Source organism: Roseateles sp. DAIF2 (assembly GCF_015624425.1).
Taxonomy (GTDB): Bacteria; Pseudomonadota; Gammaproteobacteria; order Burkholderiales; family Burkholderiaceae_C; genus Kinneretia.
This window is the reverse complement of record NZ_CP049919.1, coordinates 1,994,537-2,013,971: the sequence shown is the minus strand read 5'-3', so window position 1 is coordinate 2,013,971 and position 19,435 is coordinate 1,994,537. Positions and strand designations below refer to the sequence as shown.

The following is a 19,435-nucleotide window of genomic DNA, read 5'->3' as shown; positions in this document are numbered from 1 at the left end:
ATCAGGGGGTGGCGAGGCGCACCGCGGCGCCGTCGCGCAAGGATTCGGGCGGCGCGAGCACCAGCTTCTCGCCGGCCTTCACGCCCTCCAGGATCACGGCCTGCTCGCCCAGCGGCGTGCCGGTCCTGATCTCGCGCTGGGCCACGCGCTCGCCGTCCAGCACGAACACCACGCTGGCGCCGCCGCGCTGGGCCAGCGCCGCCTTCGGTACCAGCACGCCGGGCGCCGGGGCCGCGGCCTGGCTCGCGTCCGGCTTGCCGGACAGGAAGGACACGCGCACGCCCATGTCGGGCACGACACGGCCGTCCTTCTGCTGCAGCGCGACCCGCACCTTGACCGTGGCCTTGCCGCGATCGGCCGAGGGCACGACCGCGATCACATGGGCCGGGATCTTCCAGTCCGGGTAGGCATCCAGCACGGCCTCGGCCGGCATCTCGGCGCGGACCTGGCCGATATAGGCCTCGTTGACGTCGACGCCGACCTCCAGCGAGTCCATGTCGACGATGGTGCCGACGCCGGTACGGGTGAAACCGCCACCGGCCGACAGCGGCGAGACGATCTCGCCGACCTGGGCCGCCTTGGCCGTGACCACGCCGGCAAAGGGCGCGCGCACCACCGTGTAGTCGAAGTTCACTTGCGCCTGGGCCACCTGGGACTGCGCGGCCTCGGCCTCGCGGCGGCGCGCCTCCAGCTGGGCGGCCAGGCTGCTGACCGCGGTGCGGGCCTGCTCCTGCAGCTGGCGCGGGCTCATGCCGCTGGCGGCCAGCTCGTCCTGGCGCCGCAGGTCGGACTGGGCCTGGGCCAGCTGGGCCTGGGCCGCGACGACCTGGGCCTGGGCACTCTTGGCGCTGGCCTGGGCGGTGCCCAGCGCCGCGCGCAGCGCCTTGTCCTCCAGGCGCGCCAGCACCTGGCCCTTGGCGATGCGGTCGCCCTCCTCGAACAGCACCTCGGTCAGGGTGCCGGTGATCTGGGTCGAGACGGTGGCGGAGCGCCGCGCCGTCACATAACCGGTGGCCTGCAGCACCGCGGCGCTGGCGCCGCCGCTGCCGCGCGCCTGGGCCGCGGCCACCTGCACCTCGGGCGTGGCGCTGCGCTGCCACCACCACCAGCCGGCGCCGGCCAGCAGGGACAGGGCGAGCAGGCTCGCCAGCAGGCCCCAGACCCAGCGCGGCATGCCGCCATGGTCCTCGCGCTGCTGGCCGTCGATACGCAACTCTTTCAACAGGGCGGTGTCGATGACAGACCTCTCTCTTTCACTATGGTGGGTGACGCGGGGCCGCATTGTGGGCGGCGCCCGGTTTCACGCCAGCCACCGTGCGATGAACGGCGGCTGGCGATCGTGAGTGGCAGGCAGCGGGGGACGGATAGCGGGGGTCAGCTCTCCACCAGGCCGTTGCGGATGGCGTAGACCGTCAGCTCGGAATTGTTGGACAGGCTCAGCTTCTCCAGCACGCGGGCGCGATAGACGCTGACGGTCTTGGGGCTCAGGGTCAGTTCCTCGGCGATGTCGGACAGACGCTTGCCGGAGGCGATCATCACCAGGGTCTGCAGCTCACGGTCCGAGAGCTTCTGGTGCGCCTGCTCGGTGGCCGGCGCGGTCAGGCTCTCGACCAGCATCTGCGCGATCTCGGGCGTCACATATTTGCGGCCCTGGGCCACCGTGCGCACCGCGGTGACCAGCAGCTGCGGGTCGCCGCCCTTGTTGACATAGCCGAAGGCGCCCGCCTTCAGCGCGCGGATCGCGTACTGGTCCTCCGGGTACATCGAGACGATCAGCACCTTGGTGGCCGCGCCCTCGTCCTTCAGCACATGCAGCACGTCCAGGCCGCTGCGGCCGGGCATGTTGATGTCCAGCACCAGCACGTCGCAGTCCTTGCCCGGCTGGCGCATCAGGCTGCGCAGCTCGCCATAGTCGCCGGCCTCGCCGATCACCTCGATGTCGGGCGCATCCGACAGCGTGTCGCGGATGCCACGCCGTATCAGCGCGTGGTCGTCGCAGAGAATCACTTTAATCATGCACTGCCCCAGGCAGAAGGATCATGGGTCGCGGGTCCGTCCTCACCGTCGTCGGGCGCGCCGCCGGCCTCCAGCGGGACCGACAGGATCAGGCTGGTGCCGCGGCTGCTGCTGGACAGGTCCACCCATCCGCCCACGGTGGCGGCCCGCTCGTGCAGGCCGCGGATGCCGAAGGAGCGCGCCTTGGCCAGATCGCCCGGCGACAGCCCGCCGCCATTGTCGCTGACCTCCAGGGTCAGCACGCCCGAGTCCACGCTCAGTTCGATATCAACCTTGCTGGCATTCGCGTGCTTGGAAACATTGGTAAGCGCCTCCTGCGCAGTGCGGTACGCGACCAGCGGCACGCCGGGCGGCAGCTGGATCTGCTCATGGCTGGTGCGCATGCTGGTGGCGATGCCGGTGCGGCGCTCGAAGCGCATGCTCATCCATTGCACCGCGGCCACCAGGCCCTGCTCCAGGATGGCCGGGCGCAGGTTGTGCATGATGCGCTGGCTGGCCTCGATCGCCTGGCTGACCGTCTCCAGCGCCGACTGCACGCGCTGGCGCACCGCATCGTCCTGCGCATGGCGGGCGATCCAGGCCAGGTCGAACTTGATCGCGGTCAAGGAACCGCCGACATCGTCGTGGATCTCGCGCGCGATCGCCGCCCGCTCCATCTCGACGCTGGTCTGCAGATGGCCGGCCAGCTCATGCAGGCGCTGCTTGGACTTCAGCAGCTCGCGATCCGCCTCCGCGCGCGCGCGCTGGGTCTCGCTGGCCTCGATCGCATGCAGCAGCGCCGGCGCCAGCCGCGCCAGGTTGTTCTTCAGCAGATAGTCGGAGGCGCCGGTGCGCATCGCCGCCACCGCGGTGTCCTCGCCGATCTCGCCGGAGACCAGCACGAAGGGAATCACCCGCCGGCTGTCCTTCAGCATGTCCAGCACCACCAGCCCGGAAAACCCCGGCAGGTTGTAGTCGGAAATGATGGCGTCCCAGGGTTCGGTCAGCGCGCGCGCCACCTCGGCCAGGGTATCGACCCGCTCGACCTCGAGCTCCAGGCCGGCGCGCCGCAATTGGGCCAGTATCAGCTGGTGGTCGAGTTCCGAATCCTCGACATGCAATACGCGCAATCGGCGATCAGCGCTTGAAATCGTCATGGGGCCGGAGTATGCCAAGAATGTGCAACAACTCACGGCACCCCGTCCGCCACGGATTGCCGGTCGGGCGGGAAACCCCACAATGAGGGGTTAACCCCTTATGAATGCGCTGGATTCGGGTCCGCGCCGCCAAATACCCGAGAAAAAGGCCTGCTTCGGGCCGTTTGTCCAGTCGACATGCTTGCAAGAAATGCCGAAGATTCCACCCACGCATGGTTATGTCCCGGCCGACAGGCCGGCCCGCGCCATGCGCGCCAGGTGAGGACATAAAAAAGCATGGAGCGACGATCGCAATGAACGAAGACCCCACCTCCCCTGCCGAGCCGGGCATGCTCCCCCTGCTGGCCGCCGCCGAGCTGCAGGATCACCTGATGACGGTGACCAACGACCTGGAGCGTCTGCAGCGCCTGCTGGACGATGCCGGCGAGGCGCTCTCGGCCCATTTCTACAGCGCCTCGACGCAGATCCAGACCCTGCTGCGCCAGGCCGCCGAAAGCGGCGGCGACAGCACCATCCTGCACGCGGTGATGGAGAACATCGCCGGGGCGATCACCGCGCTGCAGTTCCAGGACATGGCCACGCAGCTGATCGCCCATACCAGCCAGCGCCTGCGCAACTGCTCGGACCAGCTGGCGCGCGACACCTTCGGCGACGACGAGGACGGCGAGGCCGTCGTCGAGATCGCGCCGCTGCGACCCAATCCCGTGACGCAGGACGAGATGGACGCAGGGTCCATCGAACTGTTCTAAAGAAAACTCAAGATCAACCGATATCAGCTTGTTATCCGGAGAGAGAGCGATGCATTCAATTCTTGCTGTGGACGATTCGGCCTCGATGCGCCAGATGGTCTCCTTCACCCTCAAGAACGCCGGGTTCAATGTGGTGGAGGCCGTGGACGGGCAGGACGCCTGGGAGAAGGCCGGCACACGCGATTTCGACCTGGTGCTGACGGATCAGAACATGCCGCGCATGGACGGCATCAGCCTGACCAAGAAGCTGCGCGACAACCCCAAATTCAAGACCACCCCGATCCTGATCCTGACCACCGAGTCCAGCGATCAGATGAAGCAGGCAGGCCGTGCCGCAGGCGCCACCGGCTGGCTGGTCAAACCCTTCGATCCGGCCAAGCTGATCGAGGTCATCGGCAAAGTGATCCGCTAAGTCCCGCGCCGCAACGAGGAGTGAAATGATGGGAGAAATGACCTCCGAAGGCGCCAGCCTCAGTGCCGGCATCGACCTGAGCCAGTTTTACCAAGTCTTCTTCGAGGAGGCGAACGAGAACCTCGACAACATGGAGCAGCTGCTGCTGAACGTGAATGTCGAGGCCGCCGACGACGAGGAGCTGAACGCGATCTTCCGCTGCGCCCACTCGATCAAGGGCGGCGCCGCCACCTTCGGCTTCTCCGACGTGGCCGAGCTGACGCACCAGATGGAGACGCTGCTGGACAAGCTGCGCCGCCACGAGCTGCAGCCGACCTCGGCGATGGTGGACGTGCTGCTGCAGTCCGGCGACGCGCTGCGCGCCCAGTTGGGCCGCCACCAGGGCTCGGGCGCCGATCCCATCGACACCAGCGACCTGCTGAACAGCATCCGCGGCCTGGTCGAGGGCAAGGAAGTCGTGGCCGCCGCGCCGGCCGCGCCCAAGCCGGCCCCGGCCGCACCGGCCCCCGTGCTGAAGACCGGCGCGCGCCTGCTGGAGCTGCAGGTCGGCCCGCTGACCGACCTGAGCCTGGCCGACAACCTGGTCGAGCTGTTCAAGGAAATCACCGACCTCGGCACCATCGAGCCGCTGGACGCCGGCCAATCGGCCGACGGCATGCGCCGCTTCAAGGTGCTGACCAGCAGCACCGACAACGATCTGCTGGACCTGTTCACCTTCCACGTCGCGCGCGAGCAGGTCAAGCTGCTGCCGCTGGGCCCGGGCTTCGGCTTCCACGAGGGCGCGCCCGGCGCGCCGCCGGCCGAGCCCGAGGACAAGGATCCCGGCTACGGCTTCTTCGACGACGCCCCCGGCATCCCGAGCGCCACCAGCACCGAGCTGAAGGCCCAGGCCGCCGAGGCGCCGAAGCCCGGCGCGGTCGCGACCACGGCCGCCAAGCCGGTCGCCGCCAAGGCCGATGCCAAGCCGGCCGCCGCCGGCATGGACCAGTCCACCCTGCGCGTCTCGGTCGAGAAGGTCGATCAGCTGATCAACCTGGTCGGCGAACTCGTGATCACCCAGGCGATGCTGGCGCAAAACAGCCGCAACCTGGATCCGGGCCTGTATCAGCAGCTGGCCTCCGGCCTGGCCGATCTGGAGCGCAACACGCGGGACCTGCAGGAATCGGTGATGTCGATCCGCATGATCCCGATGTCGGTGGTGTTCAACCGCTTCCCGCGCATGCTGCGCGACCTGGCCGCCAAGCTGGGCAAGAAGGTCGAGCTGGTCACCCAGGGCGAGGCCACCGAGCTGGACAAGGGCCTGGTCGAGAAGATCACCGACCCGCTGACCCACCTGGTGCGCAACAGCTGCGACCATGGCATCGAGCTGCCCGCCGACCGCGTCGCCCGCGGCAAGCCCGAGCAGGGCACGATCACCCTGGTGGCCAGCCACCAGGGCGGCTCGATCGTGATCGAGGTGCGCGACGATGGCCGCGGCCTGAACCGCGAGAAGCTGATCAAGAAGGCGCGCGAGAAAGGTATCGACGCGCCCGACAGCATGACCGACCAGGAGGTCTGGGGCCTGATCTTCGCGCCCGGCTTCTCCACCGCCGACCAGGTGACCGACGTGTCGGGCCGCGGCGTCGGCATGGACGTGGTGAAGAAGAACATCACCTCGCTGGGCGGCACGGTGGAGATCGACTCCGCCGAGGGCTACGGCATGAAGGTCTCGGTGCGTCTGCCACTGACCCTGGCCATCATGGACGGCATGAGCGTGGGCGTCGGCGAGGAGGTCTACATCCTGCCGCTGAGCTCGGTGGTCGAGTCCTTCCAGGTCCAGGCCGGCACCATCAAGACCGTCGCCGGCACCGGCCGGGTGGTCGAGGTGCGCGACGAATACATGCCGGTCGTGGAATTGGAGCAGGTTTTCAATGTTCCGCGTTTCGATTTCGAGCATGTCAGCTCCATCATGGTGGTGGTGGAAGCCGAGGGCGGCCGCGTCGCGATGCTGGTGGACGAATTGCTCGGCCAGCAGCAGGTGGTGGTGAAGAACCTGGAGGCCAACTACCGCAAGGTGACCGATGTGTCGGGCGCCACCATCATGGGCGACGGCCGCGTCGCCCTGATCCTCGACGTGGGCAGCCTGGTACGCCGCTCGCGTCACTGAAGAAGTACGAAGAGGGAATCACAATGAATATGAGCGCCTTGCTCCGCCGCTTCAGCATCCGCACGCGCATGATCGGCGCGATCGCGATGGTGCTGACGCTGCTGCTGGCCGTGGGCAGCGTCGGTCTGCTGGGCATGAACTCGATGCGCGACCAGACCAAGCAGTTCGCCGAAGGTTCGGTCGTCGAAGCCAACCAGGTCACCCGCCTGGTGCACGCCATGGGCGAGATGCGGCGCTTCGAGAAGGACATGATCATCAACTACGAGAAGCCCGAGGTGGTCAAGGAAGTGCATGCCAAGTGGGACGGCACGCGCAAGACCATCGCCGACATCGCGAAGAAGATGCGCGGTGGCGAGAGCGAGGGCGACAAGAACCTGATGACCAAGGCCCTGGCCCTGCTGGACGGCTATGCCGCCAAGGCCCAGCCGGTGCTGGCCCAGCTGGAGGCCGGCGGCTATGACAACGCCGCGGTGGCCGACAAGCTGCTGACGCGCGCCAAGGACGATGTCGCCGGCGCCGAGAAGCTGATCGAGGAGCTGCGCGCCGCGCTGGAAGCCGAGGGCGGCGCCGCGCAGCAGCGTGCAGAGGCCACCCAGGGCCGCGTGCTGAGCGCCTTCATCGTCGTGCTGGTGCTGGCCGCGGCCGTCGTGGTGCCGCTGACCCTGCTGAACATGCACAGCATCTGCGCCCCGCTGGCCGATGCCGAGGTGCTGGCCGAGGCCATCGCCAAGGGCGACCTGACCCTGCCGGCCAAGGTGGTCGAAGGCCAGGACGAGGCCTCGCACCTGATGCGCTCGCTGCAGAACATGCAGAGCTCGCTGCAGAGCCTGGTCGGCCAGCTGCGCACCTCGGCCGACAGCATCCGCACCGCCTCGGTCGAGATCGCCACCGGCAACCAGGACCTGTCCAGCCGCACCGAGCAGACCGCTGGCAATCTGCAGCAGACCGCCTCCTCGATGGTGCAGCTGACCGGTACGGTCAAGCAGACCGCCGACTCGGCCCGCACCGCCAACCAGCTGGCCTCCAGCGCCTTCTCGGCCGCGGCCAAGGGCGGTGAGGTGGTCAGCCAGGTGGTCTCGACCATGGACGAGATCAACACCAGCTCGAAGAAGATCAGCGACATCATCGGCACCATCGACGGCATCGCCTTCCAGACCAACATCCTGGCGCTGAACGCGGCGGTCGAGGCCGCGCGCGCCGGCGAGCAGGGCCGCGGCTTCGCGGTGGTGGCCGGCGAGGTGCGCTCGCTGGCCCAGCGCTCGGCCGAGGCCGCGCGCGAGATCAAGACCCTGATCGGCGCCAGCGTCGAGCGTGTCGAGACCGGCGCCCGTCTGGTGCAGGAGGCCGGCACCTCGATGACCGACATCGTCGCCAGCGTGCAGCGCGTGACCGACATCATCGGCGAGATCACCGCTGCCGCCAGCGAGCAGAGCGACGGCATCGGCCAGGTCAACCAGTCGGTCACCCAGCTCGACCAGATGACCCAGCAGAACGCCGCGCTGGTGGAGGAATCCGCCGCCGCCGCCGAAAGCCTGAAGGACCAGGCCGAGCGCCTGGCCCTGGCGGTCGACAAGTTCCGCATCAGCAGCCATCGCGGCGACACCCTGCCCGCGGTGGCCGCGGCTCCGGCCCCGCGGCCGGCCGCGCTCGCCGCCTCGGCCTCCGCCGCCGCGGCCAAGAAGTCCACGACCGCCGCCCCCCGCCCGGTCGCCAGCAAGTCCGCGGGCCTCACCACGAAGCCGGCCGCCAAGCCGGTCAGCCCGCCCGCCCTCGCGAAACCATCGCCCGTGCTGGCCAGTACCGCCAACGACGGCGACTGGGAGACCTTCTGAGGTCCACCCCAACCGATCGATCACATAGTTCCACCCCAAGAACGAGGTAAGCCATGGAAACCATCAGCGAAGCGACCCAGTTGGTGCGCCGTGACCCCAGCGCCGGCGCATTGGCCGTGCAGAGCCAAGGGCCTGCCAGCGGCGAGTACCTGACCTTCCGTCTCGGCAGCGAGGAATACGGCATCGACATCCTGAAGGTGCAGGAGATCCGTTCCTACGAGCCGCCCACCCGCATCGCCAACGCGCCCGAGTTCATCAAGGGCGTCGTCAACCTGCGCGGCGTGATCGTGCCGATCGTAGACCTGCGCCTGAAGCTGGGCTGCCCCAGCGCCGAGTACAACGGCTTCACCGTCGTGATCGTGCTGAACGTGCGCAACCGCGTCGTCGGCGCGGTGGTCGACTCGGTGTCCGACGTGCTGGAGCTGAACCGCGACGTGATCCGTCCCGCACCGGAGCTGAACGCCAGCGCGGTGGACACCAGCTTCATCACCGGCATCGGTGCCGTCGGCGAACGCATGCTGATCCTGATGGACATCGAAGGCCTGATGAGCAGCGCCGACATGGGCCTGATGGATTCCGTGATCGGCTGACAGACCTCCCCGAAGCCCGCCCTGGTCCGGCGGGCTTTTTTTTACCCATTTGCCAAAAAATCCACAGATCGCACGATGGCAACAGGTAACGCACAATCGATCGCCCGCCGTGTCTCCCTGATCGGCGTGCTCTCCCTCTCCCTCGCGCTGCTGTTCATCAGCGGCGCCGTCAGCGTGCTGCTGACCCGCGTCGCGCATGAACGTGTGCTCAGCTGGGTCGGCGACAAAACGCAAGCCCTCGTCGACGCGATGAACGCGATGGACGACACCTCGCGCACCCTGGTGCAGCGCAGCTTCGGCAGCTTCCGCCAGGAGTTCGGCCCGTCCTTCACCCTGGACGAGACGAGCGGCGAGCTGCGCGACTGGGGCCCCAAGCTGAACGACAACTTCACCCAGGTGGACAAGTTCGCCGGCACCACCGGCGGCGTGGCCACGGTGTTCGCCGCCAAGGGCGACGACTTCCTGCGCATCACCACCTCGCTGAAGAACGACAAGGGCGAGCGCGCGATGGGCACCCTGCTGGGCAAGCAGCATCCGGCCTACGCCTCGGTCTCCGCCGGCCAGTCCTACGCGGGCCGCGCGGTGCTGTTCGGCCGCGCCTACATGACCTATTACGAGCCGATCAAGAACGATGCCGGCAAGCTGGTCGGCCTGCTCTTCATCGGCTTCGACCTCGACGCCTTCGAGGGCGCGATCGGCAAGATGGCGGCCGAGTCCAAGTTCTTCGACAGCGGCGGCATCTACCTGCTCAATGTCGGCAAGGACCTGAGCCAGGCCCGTTTCGCCGCCCATCCCAGCGCCAAGGGCAAGCTGCTCAGCGAGGTCTCGCCGGAGTTCGCCAAGCAGCTGGCCGAGCTCGGCGAGGACGGCTACCTCGGCAGCGCGCCCGACCTGCTGGGCAATGGCCGCGGCGACAACTTCGCGGTGGTGCGCAAGAACCCCAAGACCGGCCATTGGGTCGTGGCCCAGGTCTCGCGCGGCGAGGCGATGGCCTCGCATTGGGCCACCCTGGTGCCCTTCTGGCTGCTGCTGGGCGGCGCCACCGTCGCGCTCGGCTTCGGCCTGGCCTGGCTGCTGCGCAACTGGGTCGCGAAACCGCTGGCCACCTTGAGCGATGGCGTGCGCGCCATCGCCCAGGGCGACCTCAGCACCGCGATGCACAGCAGCCGCAACGACGAGATCGGCGCCCTGACCCGCGATGCCGAGGCGATGCGCACCCGGCTGGCCGACATGATCGGCACCGTGCGCCACTCGGTCGATTCGATCGGCACCGCCAGCACCGAGATCGCCACCGGCAACCAGGACCTGAGCCAGCGCACCGAGCAGACCGCGTCCAACCTGCAGATCGCCGCCTCCTCGATGGAACAGCTGACCAGCACGGTCAAGCAGACCGCCGACTCGGCCCGCACCGCCAACCAGCTGGTCTCCAGCGCCTCCAGCGCCGCCGCCAAGGGCGGCACCGTGGTCGGCCAGGTGGTCGCGACGATGGACGAGATCAACACCAGCTCGAAGAAGATCAACGACATCATCGGCGTGATCGACGGCATCGCCTTCCAAACCAACATCCTGGCGCTGAATGCCGCGGTGGAAGCCGCGCGCGCCGGCGAGCAGGGCCGCGGCTTCGCGGTCGTGGCCTCCGAGGTGCGCAGCCTGGCGCAGCGCAGCGCCGAGGCGGCCAAGGAGATCAAGACCCTGATCGGTGCCAGTGTCGACAAGGTCGAGACCGGCTCGCGCCTGGTGCAGGAGGCCGGCAGCTCGATGGACGAGATCGTCTCCAGCGTGCAGCGGGTCTCGGACATCATCGGCGAGATCACCGCCGCCGCCGCCGAGCAGAGCGACGGCATCGGCCAGGTCAACCAGTCGGTGCTGCAGCTGGACCAGATGACGCAGCAGAACGCCGCGCTGGTGGAGGAATCCGCCGCCGCGGCCGAGAGCCTGCGCGACCAGGCCCAGCGCCTGGTCGAGGCGGTGGCGGTGTTCCGCCTGGCCGCCGGCCAGAACGCGGCGCCGGCCCCGCGCGCCGCCGCGCCGCTGGCCAAAGCCCCGACACCCGCGTCCAAACCCGCACCGGCCGCCGCGCGGCCGCCCGCCGCCAAGAACAGCCCGCCGGTCGCCCGCAAGGCGCCAGCAGCAGCACCGCCGCCGCCCGCGCAGGACGACGGAGCCTGGGAGACCTTCTGACGAACGAGTGATTTCAAGCTGACAACAGCGGCCGACGCCACCAGAGCCGGGACCACCCGGCCGGCGCGGCCCAGGACAAGGGCCGGATGCGGCCCGATCAACAAGGAGCGCCGCAGCCGCGGCGCCGGACGAGACGAGGGGGATGGGTCGACAAGGGCCCTGCCCCCTTTTTTGCTTTTCTTCAGGAGCGGACCATGTTCGATTCGATCAAGACGCGTTTGATTGCCTTCTGCGTCGGGGCGGTGGTGGTGGCCCTGGCCGTGGTCACGGTGGCCGACTACATGATCGTGCGCAAGCACACCCAGGCCCAAGTGCAGTCCAGCCTGGACGCCCTGGCCTCCGCCCATGCCGGCGCGATCGCCCAATGGGTGCGCGGCCAGCGCGACATCGTCGGCGCGCTGACCCCGGTGGCCAAGGTCGCCGAGGCGGCCCCGATGCTGCTGCAGGCGGCCAAGTCCGGCCGCCTCGACACCGCCTATGTCGCCCATGCCGACAAGCGCATCACCTTCTCGACGCCGCAGAACCTGCCGCCGGGCTATGACCCGACTTCCCGCCCCTGGTACCAGCAGGCCGCCGGAGCCAGCAACGCGATCATCACCGAGCCCTATGCCGACGCGGCCACCAAGCGCCTGGTCGTGACCTTCGCGCTGGGCGTCAAAGAGGGCGGCAGCAATGTCGCGGTGGTCGCCACCGACGTGTTCCTGGACGGCGTGGTCGAGACGGTCAAGGCCATCAAGCCGACCCCGGCCGGCTGGGCCTTCCTGGTCACCAAGCAGGGCAAGATCCTGGCGCACCCGAACGCCGCGCTGGCGATGAAGCCCAGCACCGAGCTCAGCGCGCAGTTCGACGCCAAGGCGCTGGAGGAAAGCATGAAGGCCGGCGGCAGCTGGGTCGAGGCCAAGGTCGGCGAGCAGGCCGTGCTGATGCGCGCCGCCGCGATCGCCGACACCGACTGGGTGCTGGTCACCGCGGCCGACAAGGGCGAGGCCCTGGCCTCGCTGACCAGCCTGGTCAACACCTCGCTGGTGGCCCTGGTCATCGTCGCGGCACTGGCCGGCCTGCTGGTCGCCGGCCTGGTGACCGCGATGCTGCGCGGCCTGGACAAGGTGCGCGCCGCGCTGGACGAGATCAGCGCCGGCGGCGGCGACCTGACGCAGCGCCTGCCGGTCGCCGGCCAGGACGAGATTTCGCGCATCGCCCGCTCCTTCAACACCTTCGCCGAGAAGATCCAGCACATCATGCTGGACGTGCGCAGCGCCACCGGCTCGATCACCACCGCCTCCAGCGAGATCGCGATCGGCGCGCAGGACCTCTCGCAGCGCACCGAGCAGACGGCATCCAATCTGCAGCAGGCCGCCTCCTCGATGGAGCAGCTGACCGGCACCGTGCGCCAGACCGCCGACGCCGCGCAGACCGCCAACCAGCTGGCCTCCAGCGCCTCCAGCGCCGCCGCCAAGGGTGGTACCGTGGTCGGCCAGGTGGTGGCGACGATGGACGAGATCAACGCCAGCTCGAAGAAGATCAGCGACATCATCGGCACCATCGACGGCATCGCCTTCCAGACCAACATCCTGGCGCTGAACGCCGCGGTGGAAGCCGCGCGCGCCGGCGAACAGGGCCGCGGTTTCGCGGTCGTCGCCTCCGAGGTGCGCAGCCTGGCGCAGCGCAGCGCCGAGGCGGCCAAGGAGATCAAGACCCTGATCGGTGCCAGCGTCGACAAGGTCGAGACCGGCTCGCGTCTGGTGCAGGAGGCCGGCACCTCGATGGACGAGATCGTCTCCAGCGTGCAGCGCGTGACCGACATCATCGGCGAGATCACCGCCGCCGCCGCCGAGCAGAGCGACGGCATCGGCCAGGTCAACGGCGCCGTGGTGCAGCTGGACCAGATGACGCAGCAGAACGCCGCGCTGGTCGAGGAGTCGGCCGCCGCCGCCGAAAGCCTAAAGGACCAGGCCCACAAGCTCAACGAGGTCGTCTCGGTGTTCCGCCTGGGCCAGGAGACGCCGCGCGCCTCCGCACCGGCCCTGGCACCGCGGCCCGCCGGCACGGCGGCGCACAAGCCCGCGGCGGCATCGGCGCCCAAGGCCGCAGCGGCCGCCCCGCGCCCGGCCGCGGCACCGAAGCCCGCCGCCGCGGCACCGGCACCGCGCGCTCCGGCACCCGCCCCGCGCGCGGCGGCCGCCGAGGGCGACTGGGAGACCTTCTAACACCCCCTACCGGCTTCGCCGGCCCCTCAAGGGGGCGAGCCCGAGCGACCGGCCAAGCCGGATCGCCGGGCTCCGCTGGAGGTGTCGCGCCGCCGGCGCTCCCGGTCTTGCAGGACTCAGTTGTTGTCGGCTTCTCTCAGCGTAGCCACGACGGGGCGCTGCAGCACCCCGCGCAGGCTCCACCAGCCCGCGGCCTGCGCCAGCAGCGCGCCGGCCACGGCGCTGGCCAGCGGCACCCAGGGGCTGCCGCCCCATTCGAAGTCGAACACCTGCTTGGCCAACACACTGGAGATCACCAGCGCCACGCCGCCGGCCAGCAGGCCGGCCAGCGCGCCGACGCCCAGCAGCTCGGCGCGCTGCACCTGGGCCAGCAGACCACGGCCGGCGCCCAGCGCGCGCATCAGGCCGAACTCGCGCGTGCGCGCCTCGCGGGTGCTGCTGACCGCGCTGAGCAGCACCACCAGGCCGGTCGCCAGGGTGAAGGCGAACAGGAACTGCACCGCCTGGATGACCTGGTCCAGCACCTTCTGCACCTGTTCGATCTGCGCCGACACATCGACATTGGTGATGTTCGGATACTCATGGCTCAGGCGCTTGTCCAGCGCGGCCGCGCCGGCCGCCGGCGCGCGGAAGGCCGAGATATAGGTGGCCGGCAACTCGGGCATCGCGGCCTGCGGGAACAGCACGAAGAAGTTGACCCGCATCGAGCTCCAGTCCACCTTGCGCAGGCTGGTGATGCGCGCCTCCACCGGCGTGCCGGCGATGTCGAAGCGCAGCCGATCGCCCAGCTTCAGGCCCAGCTGCTTGGCCAGGCCCTCCTCGACGCTCATGCCCTCGCGCTCGTTGGCGACCCAGTTGCCGCCGACCAGCTGGTTGTGGCCGGGCAGCTCGGCGCTGTGGCTCAGGTTGAACTCGCGCTCCACCAGGCGCTGCGAGCGCTCCTCGGCGAACTGCTTGGGCGAGACCGCCTGGCCATTGATCGCCAGCAGGCGGCCGCGGATCATCGGGTACCAGTCATAGCGCTGCACGCCGGCCTGGTCCAGCTCGCGGCGGAAGCCCTCGCCCTGCTCGGGCTGGATGTTGATCACGAAGCGGTTCGGCGCATCGGCCGGGCTGGCCGCGCGCCAGCTGGCGATCAGGTCGGTGCGCAGCAGCACCAAGAGGGTCAGCGCCAGCAGGCCCACCGCCAGCGAGGCCACCTGCACCACCGCGAACACCGGCCGCGCCGCCACCTGGCGCGTCGCCAGCAAGAGCCAGCGCGGCGCGGCGACCGTGCCGTTGACGGACAGCGGCACCAGCCGGCGCAGCAGCAGCACCGCGCCATAGGCCAGCAGCGCGAACAGCGCCAGCGCCGCGCCGAAGCCGCCGGCCGCGATCAGGCCCAGCTTGGGGTCGCTGGACAGCGCCACCAGGATCGCCGCGAAGCCCAGCACGCCGGCCGCCAGCACCGAGATCGAGCCGGCCTTCAGGGTGCCCAGATCGCGCCGGATCACGCGCAGCGCCGGCACGCTGGCCAGCTGCAGCACCGGCGGCAGACCGAAGCCCAGCAGCAGACACATGCCCAGACCCACGCCCAGGCCCAGCGGCCACAGGCTGGGCGCCGGCAGCGCCACCTCGATCAGCCCGGCCAGCAGCGCGACGAAGCCGTAATGCAGCGCATAGCCGATCGCCACGCCGGCCAGGCTGGCCAGCAGGCCGACAAAGCCGAACTCCAGACCATAGGCCCAGGCGATGCGGCGCTGCGGCTGGCCCAGCACGCGCAGCATCGCGCAGTCGTCCAGATGGCGCGCCGCGAAATCGCGCGCCGCCAGCGCCACCGCCACCGCGGCCAGCAGGGCCGACAGCATCGCCACCAGGTTCAGGAACTTGCCGGCTCGGTCCAGGGTCTGGCGCATCTCCGGCCGGCCGCCCTCCAGCGACTCCAGCCGCACGCCGCGAAACGCCCCGCCGTCGATCTGCGCCTGCGCCTGCTCGGTGAACTCGCGCAGCGCGCGGCCCTGCTGGGCCGCGCCGGCCACCGCCAGCCGGTAATTGAGCCGGCTGGCCGGCTGCACCAGGCCGGTGGCGGCCAGGTCGGCCTCGGCCAGCATCACGCGCGGCGCGAAGGCCAGGAAGCCGGCGCCGCGGTCCGGCTCGTTGCGGATCACGCCGGCGATCTTCAGTCGGCTGTCGCCCAAGAGCAGCGCGTCGCCCGGCACCAGGTTCAACGCGTCCAGCACGCCCGGATCCAGCCAGACCTCGCCGCGCGCCGGCGCGCCGACCTGGCGGCCGTCGCTCAGCTCGACCCGGCCGCGCAGCGGATAGGCCGCGCCGACCGCCTTCACCGCCACCAGCCGGCTCGCGCCGCCCTTCTCGTCCGGCGCGCGCGCCATGCTGGGGAAGCTGACCGTGGTGACGCTGGCCAGGCCCTGCTTGCGCACCAGCGCCACCAGCGGCGCCGGCGTGGCCTGGTCGCTGGCGATCACCGCGTCCCCGCCCAGCAGCTGGGCCGCGTCGCGCCTCAGGCCCTGCTCCAGCCGGTCCGACAGGAAACCCACCGCGCACAGCGCCGCCACCGCCAGCGCCACCGCCAGCACCAAGAGGCGCAGCTCGCCGGCACGCCAGTCGCGCCACAGCTGGCGCCAGGCCAACAACAGCACCGAGGGAGGGTTTTCTTGCTTGCTCATGGGCCGACTGTAAGACACTCGCTCAAGAACCCCAGCCCCGCGCCGATACAAACCGAATGCCCTACCTGAACCCCAGCTACGACCTCTGGATCGTGGCCGCCTCCGTGCTGATCGCCGGCTTCGCGTCCTATGTGACCCTCGATCTCACGAAACGGGTGCGCAGCCACGAACGCTCGGCCGCGCGCGCCTGGTGGATCGGCGGCTCGCTGGCGATGGGCTCGGGCATCTGGTCGATGCATTTCGTCGGCATGCTGGCCTACAGCCTGCCGACCCTGGCCCTGGGCTATACCGCCGGGCTGACCCTGCTGTCCTGGGTCGCCGCGGTGGCCGTCTCGGCCCTGGCCCTGCATATCGCGGCCGGCGGCACCCTGGGCCCGGCCCGGCTGGCCGGCGGCGCGCTGGCGATGGGCGCGGGCATCTGCGCGATGCACTACATCGGCATGGCGGCGATCGAGCTGCAGCCGGGCATCGTCTGGAACTGGACCTGGGTCGCGCTCTCGGCGCTGATCGCGGTCGGCGCCTCGGCCGCGGCGCTGCTGATCTTCTTCTGGCTGCGCCGCGTCGACGCGCGCCGCGCCATCCCCTGCCAGGCCGTGGCGGCGCTGGTGATGGGGCTGGCGATCAGCGGCATGCATTACGCCGGCATGGCCGCGGCCAACGTGCCGGGCGGCAGCCTGTGCCTCAGCGCCGATCAGCTGGGCGGCGCGCAGCTGGGCCAGTTCGTGATGCTGGCCACCTTCGCGCTGCTGGGCATGACCCTGCTGACCTCGATCCTGGACGCGCGGCTGCAGACCCGCACCGCGCTGCTGGCCGCCTCGCTGCAGAACGCCAACCAGGAGCTGCAGCGCCGCGCCTTCCTGGACCCGCTGACCGAGCTGCCGAACCGCCTGCTGCTGGAGGACCGGCTCGAGCATGCGCTGGCGCGCGCCGGCCGCGTCGAGGAGAACTTCCCCTCGCGCAGCGAACGCGGCAGCGAGGGCAAGGGCCGGCGGGTCGCACTGCTGTTCGTCGACCTGGACGGCTTCAAGCCGGTCAACGATTCGCTGGGCCATGCGGCCGGCGACCTGGTGCTGAAGGAGGTGGCCCGGCGCCTGCTGGCCCTGGTGCGCGACAGCGACACGGTGGCGCGCCTGGGCGGCGACGAGTTCGTGCTGCTGCTGGAGGATGTGGTCGACGTGGCCGCCTGCGCCGCGCTGGCGCACCGCCTGGTGCTGGCGCTGGCCCAGCCGATCCTCATCGACGACAAGCCCCAGCATGTCAGCGCCTCGGTCGGTATCGCGGTCTATCCCGAGCATGGCCCGGCCGAGCGCCTGATGGGCAACGCCGACGCGGCGATGTATGCGGCCAAGCGCACCGGCGGCAACACCTATGTGGTGTTCCAGAGCCATATGGACGCCGGCGCCGGCGAGCAGCTGAGCCTGCAGAACGATCTGCGCCAGGCGCTGCAGCTCGGCCAGCTGGCGCTGCATTACCAGCCCAAGTTCGACAGCCGGCGCGGCCAGCTGCGCGGCGTCGAGGCGCTGCTGCGCTGGCAGCATCCGCGCCTGGGCGAGGTGGCGCCGGCCGTGTTCATCCCGGTGGCCGAGCGCTTCGGCCTGATCAACGCGCTGGGCGGCTGGGTCATCGAGGAGGCCTGCCGCCAGATGCGTGCCTGGTTCGACCAGGGCCTGCGCATGCGCGTCGCGATCAATCTCTCGGTGCACCAGCTGCGCCAGCCCGACCTGGCCCAGCGGGTCGAATCGGCGCTGAACCGCAACCGCATCGACGCCTCGATGCTGCTGTGCGAGATCACCGAATCGGTGGCGATGGAGGACATCGGCGCCACCCAGCGCGCCTTCGACGAGCTCTCGCGCATCGGCGTCTATCTGTCGATCGACGACTTCGGCACCGGCTACTCGAGCCTCGCCTATCTGCGCCAGCTGCCGGCACGCCAGCTGAAGATCGACCGCAGCTTCATCCAGGACCTGGAGAGCAACCAGGACGCCCGCGCGGTGGTCGACGCGGTGATCAAGCTGGCCCATGCGCTGGACCTGTCGGTGGTGGCCGAGGGCGTCGAGACCGCCGGCCAGCGCGACATCCTGCAGGCGCTGGACTGCGACGAGCTGCAGGGCTTCCTGTTCGCCAAGGCGATGCCGGCGCAGCAGCTGCAGGCCTGGGCCGATGGCCAGAAGCCGGCCGGCGTGCCGGCCGACGCGCCCGAATTCTCGGCCTCGATGTTCATCGACGGCCCGCCGCCCTGAAGGGATTGAAGCGGCCGGCCAGCGGGTAAGCTCCGCCCCCATGGCCACCACCGCATCGAACCACCCCTCATCCACCCCGCCCGGGCAGCGCGTGCTGGTGCTGCAGGGCGGCGGCGCGCTGGGCGCCTACCAGCTGGGCGTCTATGAGGCGCTGCACGAGGCCGGCCTGGAGCCGGACTGGGTGGTCGGCACCTCGATCGGCGCGATCAACGGCGCGCTGATCGCCGGCAATGCGCCGGAACACCGGCTCGAGCGCCTGTGCGCCTTCTGGGACCTGATCGCCCAGGACGGCCCGGCCAACCCCTGGGGTCAGGTCTTGAGCAACTGGGGCACCCTGACGCGCGGCATCGCCGGCTTCTTCGAGCCCGGCCCGGCCAGCCTGCTCGGCCCCTATGCGCCGCTGGGCCCGGAGCGCGCCGCCTGGTACGACACCGCGCCGCTGCGCGCCAGCCTGGAGCGCCTGCTCGACTTCGAGCGCCTGGCCGGCGGTGACAACACCACGCCGCGCCTGACGGTCGGCTGCGTCAGCGCCAGCCGCGGCGAGATGGTCTATTTCGACAGCCGCGACGGCGCCCTGCTGCCCGAGCACATCCTGGCCTCCGGCGCGCTGCCGCCGGCCTTCCCAGCGGTGCGCATCGACGGCGAGCCCTATTGGGACGGCGGCATCTACTCGAACACGCCGCTGGAATGCGTGCTGGACGACCAGCCGCGGCGCGACTCGACCATCTTCTCGGTGCACCTGTGGAACCCGGTCGGCCCCGAGCCGCAAAGCGTCTGGGAGGTCGGCAACCGGCAGAAGGACATCCAGTACGCCAGCCGCGTCGACAGCCATCTAGCGCGCCAGCAGCAGATCCACCAGTTGCGCCACATCATCCGCGAGCTCGGCCGCCGCCTCGGCCCCGAGCAGCGCCGCAGCCCCGAGGTGCGCGCGCTGACCGCCTGGGGCTGCGGCACCCAGATGCATGTGCTGCGCCTGATGGCGCCGCGCCTGGCGGGCGAGGACCAGACCAAGGACATGGACTTCCGCCGCGCCAGCATCGAGCAGCGCCGCCAGGCCGGACTGGCCGACACCCGCGCCGCCCTCGCCGCCCAACCCTGGACCGCGCCGCAGGACCCGACCGAGGGCATCCATGTGCATGACTGCGAGCGGCACGCGGGGTGATAAGGCTAGAATGCGCCGCGATGCGGGTGTAGTTCAATGGTAGAACTTCAGCTTCCCAAGCTGACTACGTGGGTTCGATTCCCATCACCCGCTCCATC

Annotated in this window: 13 protein-coding genes and 1 tRNA gene; 10 read left to right on the top strand and 4 right to left on the bottom strand. The window is 70.0% G+C overall.

Features of this window, described 5'->3' with window-relative positions; genetic code table 11:
- Position 1: 1 nt before the first annotated feature.
- The 3 genes from G8A07_RS09290 to G8A07_RS09280 form a co-directional block, all read right to left on the bottom strand.
- Entirely contained in the window at positions 2-1,222 is a 1,221-nt protein-coding gene (locus tag G8A07_RS09290) for an efflux RND transporter periplasmic adaptor subunit (protein WP_213086258.1), read from the bottom strand.
- A 152-nt stretch (positions 1,223-1,374) separates the two neighbouring features.
- A complete protein-coding gene (locus G8A07_RS09285; protein WP_195796732.1) occupies positions 1,375-2,016 on the bottom strand; it encodes a response regulator transcription factor in 642 nt (213 codons plus the stop codon).
- A complete protein-coding gene (locus G8A07_RS09280) occupies positions 2,013-3,152 on the bottom strand; it encodes a histidine kinase (protein ID WP_195796731.1) in 1,140 nt (379 codons plus the stop codon). The genes G8A07_RS09285 and G8A07_RS09280 overlap by 4 nt, the downstream gene beginning before the upstream one ends.
- 293 nt (positions 3,153-3,445) lie before the next feature.
- Here G8A07_RS09280 and G8A07_RS09275 point away from each other — a divergent pair, with 293 nt between their 5' ends.
- The 7 genes from G8A07_RS09275 to G8A07_RS28155 all read left to right on the top strand — a co-directional run bounded on the left by G8A07_RS09275 (position 3,446) and on the right by G8A07_RS28155 (position 13,269).
- A complete protein-coding gene (locus G8A07_RS09275; protein ID WP_195796730.1) occupies positions 3,446-3,901 on the top strand; it encodes a hypothetical protein in 456 nt (151 codons plus the stop codon).
- A 49-nt stretch (positions 3,902-3,950) separates the two neighbouring features.
- Entirely contained in the window at positions 3,951-4,313 is a 363-nt protein-coding gene (locus G8A07_RS09270) for a response regulator (RefSeq protein ID WP_195796729.1), read from the top strand.
- Positions 4,314-4,341: 28 nt separating this feature from the next.
- Positions 4,342-6,459 (top strand): chemotaxis protein CheA, encoded by a 2,118-nt coding sequence (locus tag G8A07_RS09265; protein WP_195797685.1) that lies wholly within the window; start codon positions 4,342-4,344, stop codon positions 6,457-6,459.
- A 23-nt stretch (positions 6,460-6,482) separates the two neighbouring features.
- Positions 6,483-8,291 (top strand): methyl-accepting chemotaxis protein, encoded by a 1,809-nt coding sequence (locus G8A07_RS09260; protein WP_195796728.1) that lies wholly within the window; start codon positions 6,483-6,485, stop codon positions 8,289-8,291.
- 53 nt (positions 8,292-8,344) lie between these two features.
- Positions 8,345-8,881 carry a chemotaxis protein CheW gene (locus G8A07_RS09255; RefSeq protein WP_195796727.1) on the top strand — a complete coding sequence of 179 codons (537 nt, stop codon included), beginning with the start codon at positions 8,345-8,347 and terminating at the stop codon, positions 8,879-8,881.
- A 75-nt stretch (positions 8,882-8,956) separates the two neighbouring features.
- A complete protein-coding gene (locus G8A07_RS09250) occupies positions 8,957-11,062 on the top strand; it encodes a methyl-accepting chemotaxis protein (RefSeq protein WP_195796726.1) in 2,106 nt (701 codons plus the stop codon).
- A 194-nt stretch (positions 11,063-11,256) separates the two neighbouring features.
- Positions 11,257-13,269: a methyl-accepting chemotaxis protein gene (locus tag G8A07_RS28155; RefSeq protein ID WP_195796725.1), complete on the top strand. Its 2,013-nt coding sequence runs from the start codon at positions 11,257-11,259 to the stop codon at positions 13,267-13,269.
- 116 nt (positions 13,270-13,385) lie between these two features.
- Here G8A07_RS28155 and G8A07_RS09240 read toward each other — a convergent pair whose 3' ends face one another.
- Complete coding sequence (locus G8A07_RS09240) at positions 13,386-15,935, bottom strand: ABC transporter permease (protein WP_195796724.1); 2,550 nt, start codon at positions 15,933-15,935, stop codon at positions 13,386-13,388.
- Positions 15,936-15,991: 56 nt separating this feature from the next.
- Between G8A07_RS09240 and G8A07_RS09235 the strand changes: the two genes are divergently transcribed.
- From G8A07_RS09235 to G8A07_RS09225, 3 genes are all read left to right on the top strand, one after another.
- Entirely contained in the window at positions 15,992-18,175 is a 2,184-nt protein-coding gene (locus G8A07_RS09235; protein WP_195796723.1) for a bifunctional diguanylate cyclase/phosphodiesterase, read from the top strand.
- Positions 18,176-18,215: 40 nt separating this feature from the next.
- The gene (locus G8A07_RS09230; protein ID WP_195796722.1) at positions 18,216-19,337 is read left to right on the top strand and encodes a patatin-like phospholipase family protein; all 1,122 of its coding nucleotides are present in this window, start codon (positions 18,216-18,218) and stop codon (positions 19,335-19,337) included.
- Between the two features lie 22 nt (positions 19,338-19,359).
- A tRNA-Gly gene (locus G8A07_RS09225) sits at positions 19,360-19,433 on the top strand.
- Positions 19,434-19,435: the final 2 nt, after the last annotated feature.

Coding starts and splice junctions, on each gene's coding strand:
- G8A07_RS09285 (WP_195796732.1), bottom strand. CDS start 2,016: ATGATTAAAGTGATTCTCTGCGACGACCACGCGCTGATACGGCGTGGC.
- G8A07_RS09280 (WP_195796731.1), bottom strand. CDS start 3,152: ATGACGATTTCAAGCGCTGATCGCCGATTGCGCGTATTGCATGTCGAG.
- G8A07_RS09275 (WP_195796730.1), top strand. CDS start 3,446: ATGAACGAAGACCCCACCTCCCCTGCCGAGCCGGGCATGCTCCCCCTG.
- G8A07_RS09270 (WP_195796729.1), top strand. CDS start 3,951: ATGCATTCAATTCTTGCTGTGGACGATTCGGCCTCGATGCGCCAGATG.
- G8A07_RS09265 (WP_195797685.1), top strand. CDS start 4,342: ATGGGAGAAATGACCTCCGAAGGCGCCAGCCTCAGTGCCGGCATCGAC.
- G8A07_RS09260 (WP_195796728.1), top strand. CDS start 6,483: ATGAATATGAGCGCCTTGCTCCGCCGCTTCAGCATCCGCACGCGCATG.
- G8A07_RS09255 (WP_195796727.1), top strand. CDS start 8,345: ATGGAAACCATCAGCGAAGCGACCCAGTTGGTGCGCCGTGACCCCAGC.
- G8A07_RS09250 (WP_195796726.1), top strand. CDS start 8,957: ATGGCAACAGGTAACGCACAATCGATCGCCCGCCGTGTCTCCCTGATC.
- G8A07_RS28155 (WP_195796725.1), top strand. CDS start 11,257: ATGTTCGATTCGATCAAGACGCGTTTGATTGCCTTCTGCGTCGGGGCG.
- G8A07_RS09240 (WP_195796724.1), bottom strand. CDS start 15,935: ATGAGCAAGCAAGAAAACCCTCCCTCGGTGCTGTTGTTGGCCTGGCGC.
- G8A07_RS09235 (WP_195796723.1), top strand. CDS start 15,992: ATGCCCTACCTGAACCCCAGCTACGACCTCTGGATCGTGGCCGCCTCC.
- G8A07_RS09230 (WP_195796722.1), top strand. CDS start 18,216: ATGGCCACCACCGCATCGAACCACCCCTCATCCACCCCGCCCGGGCAG.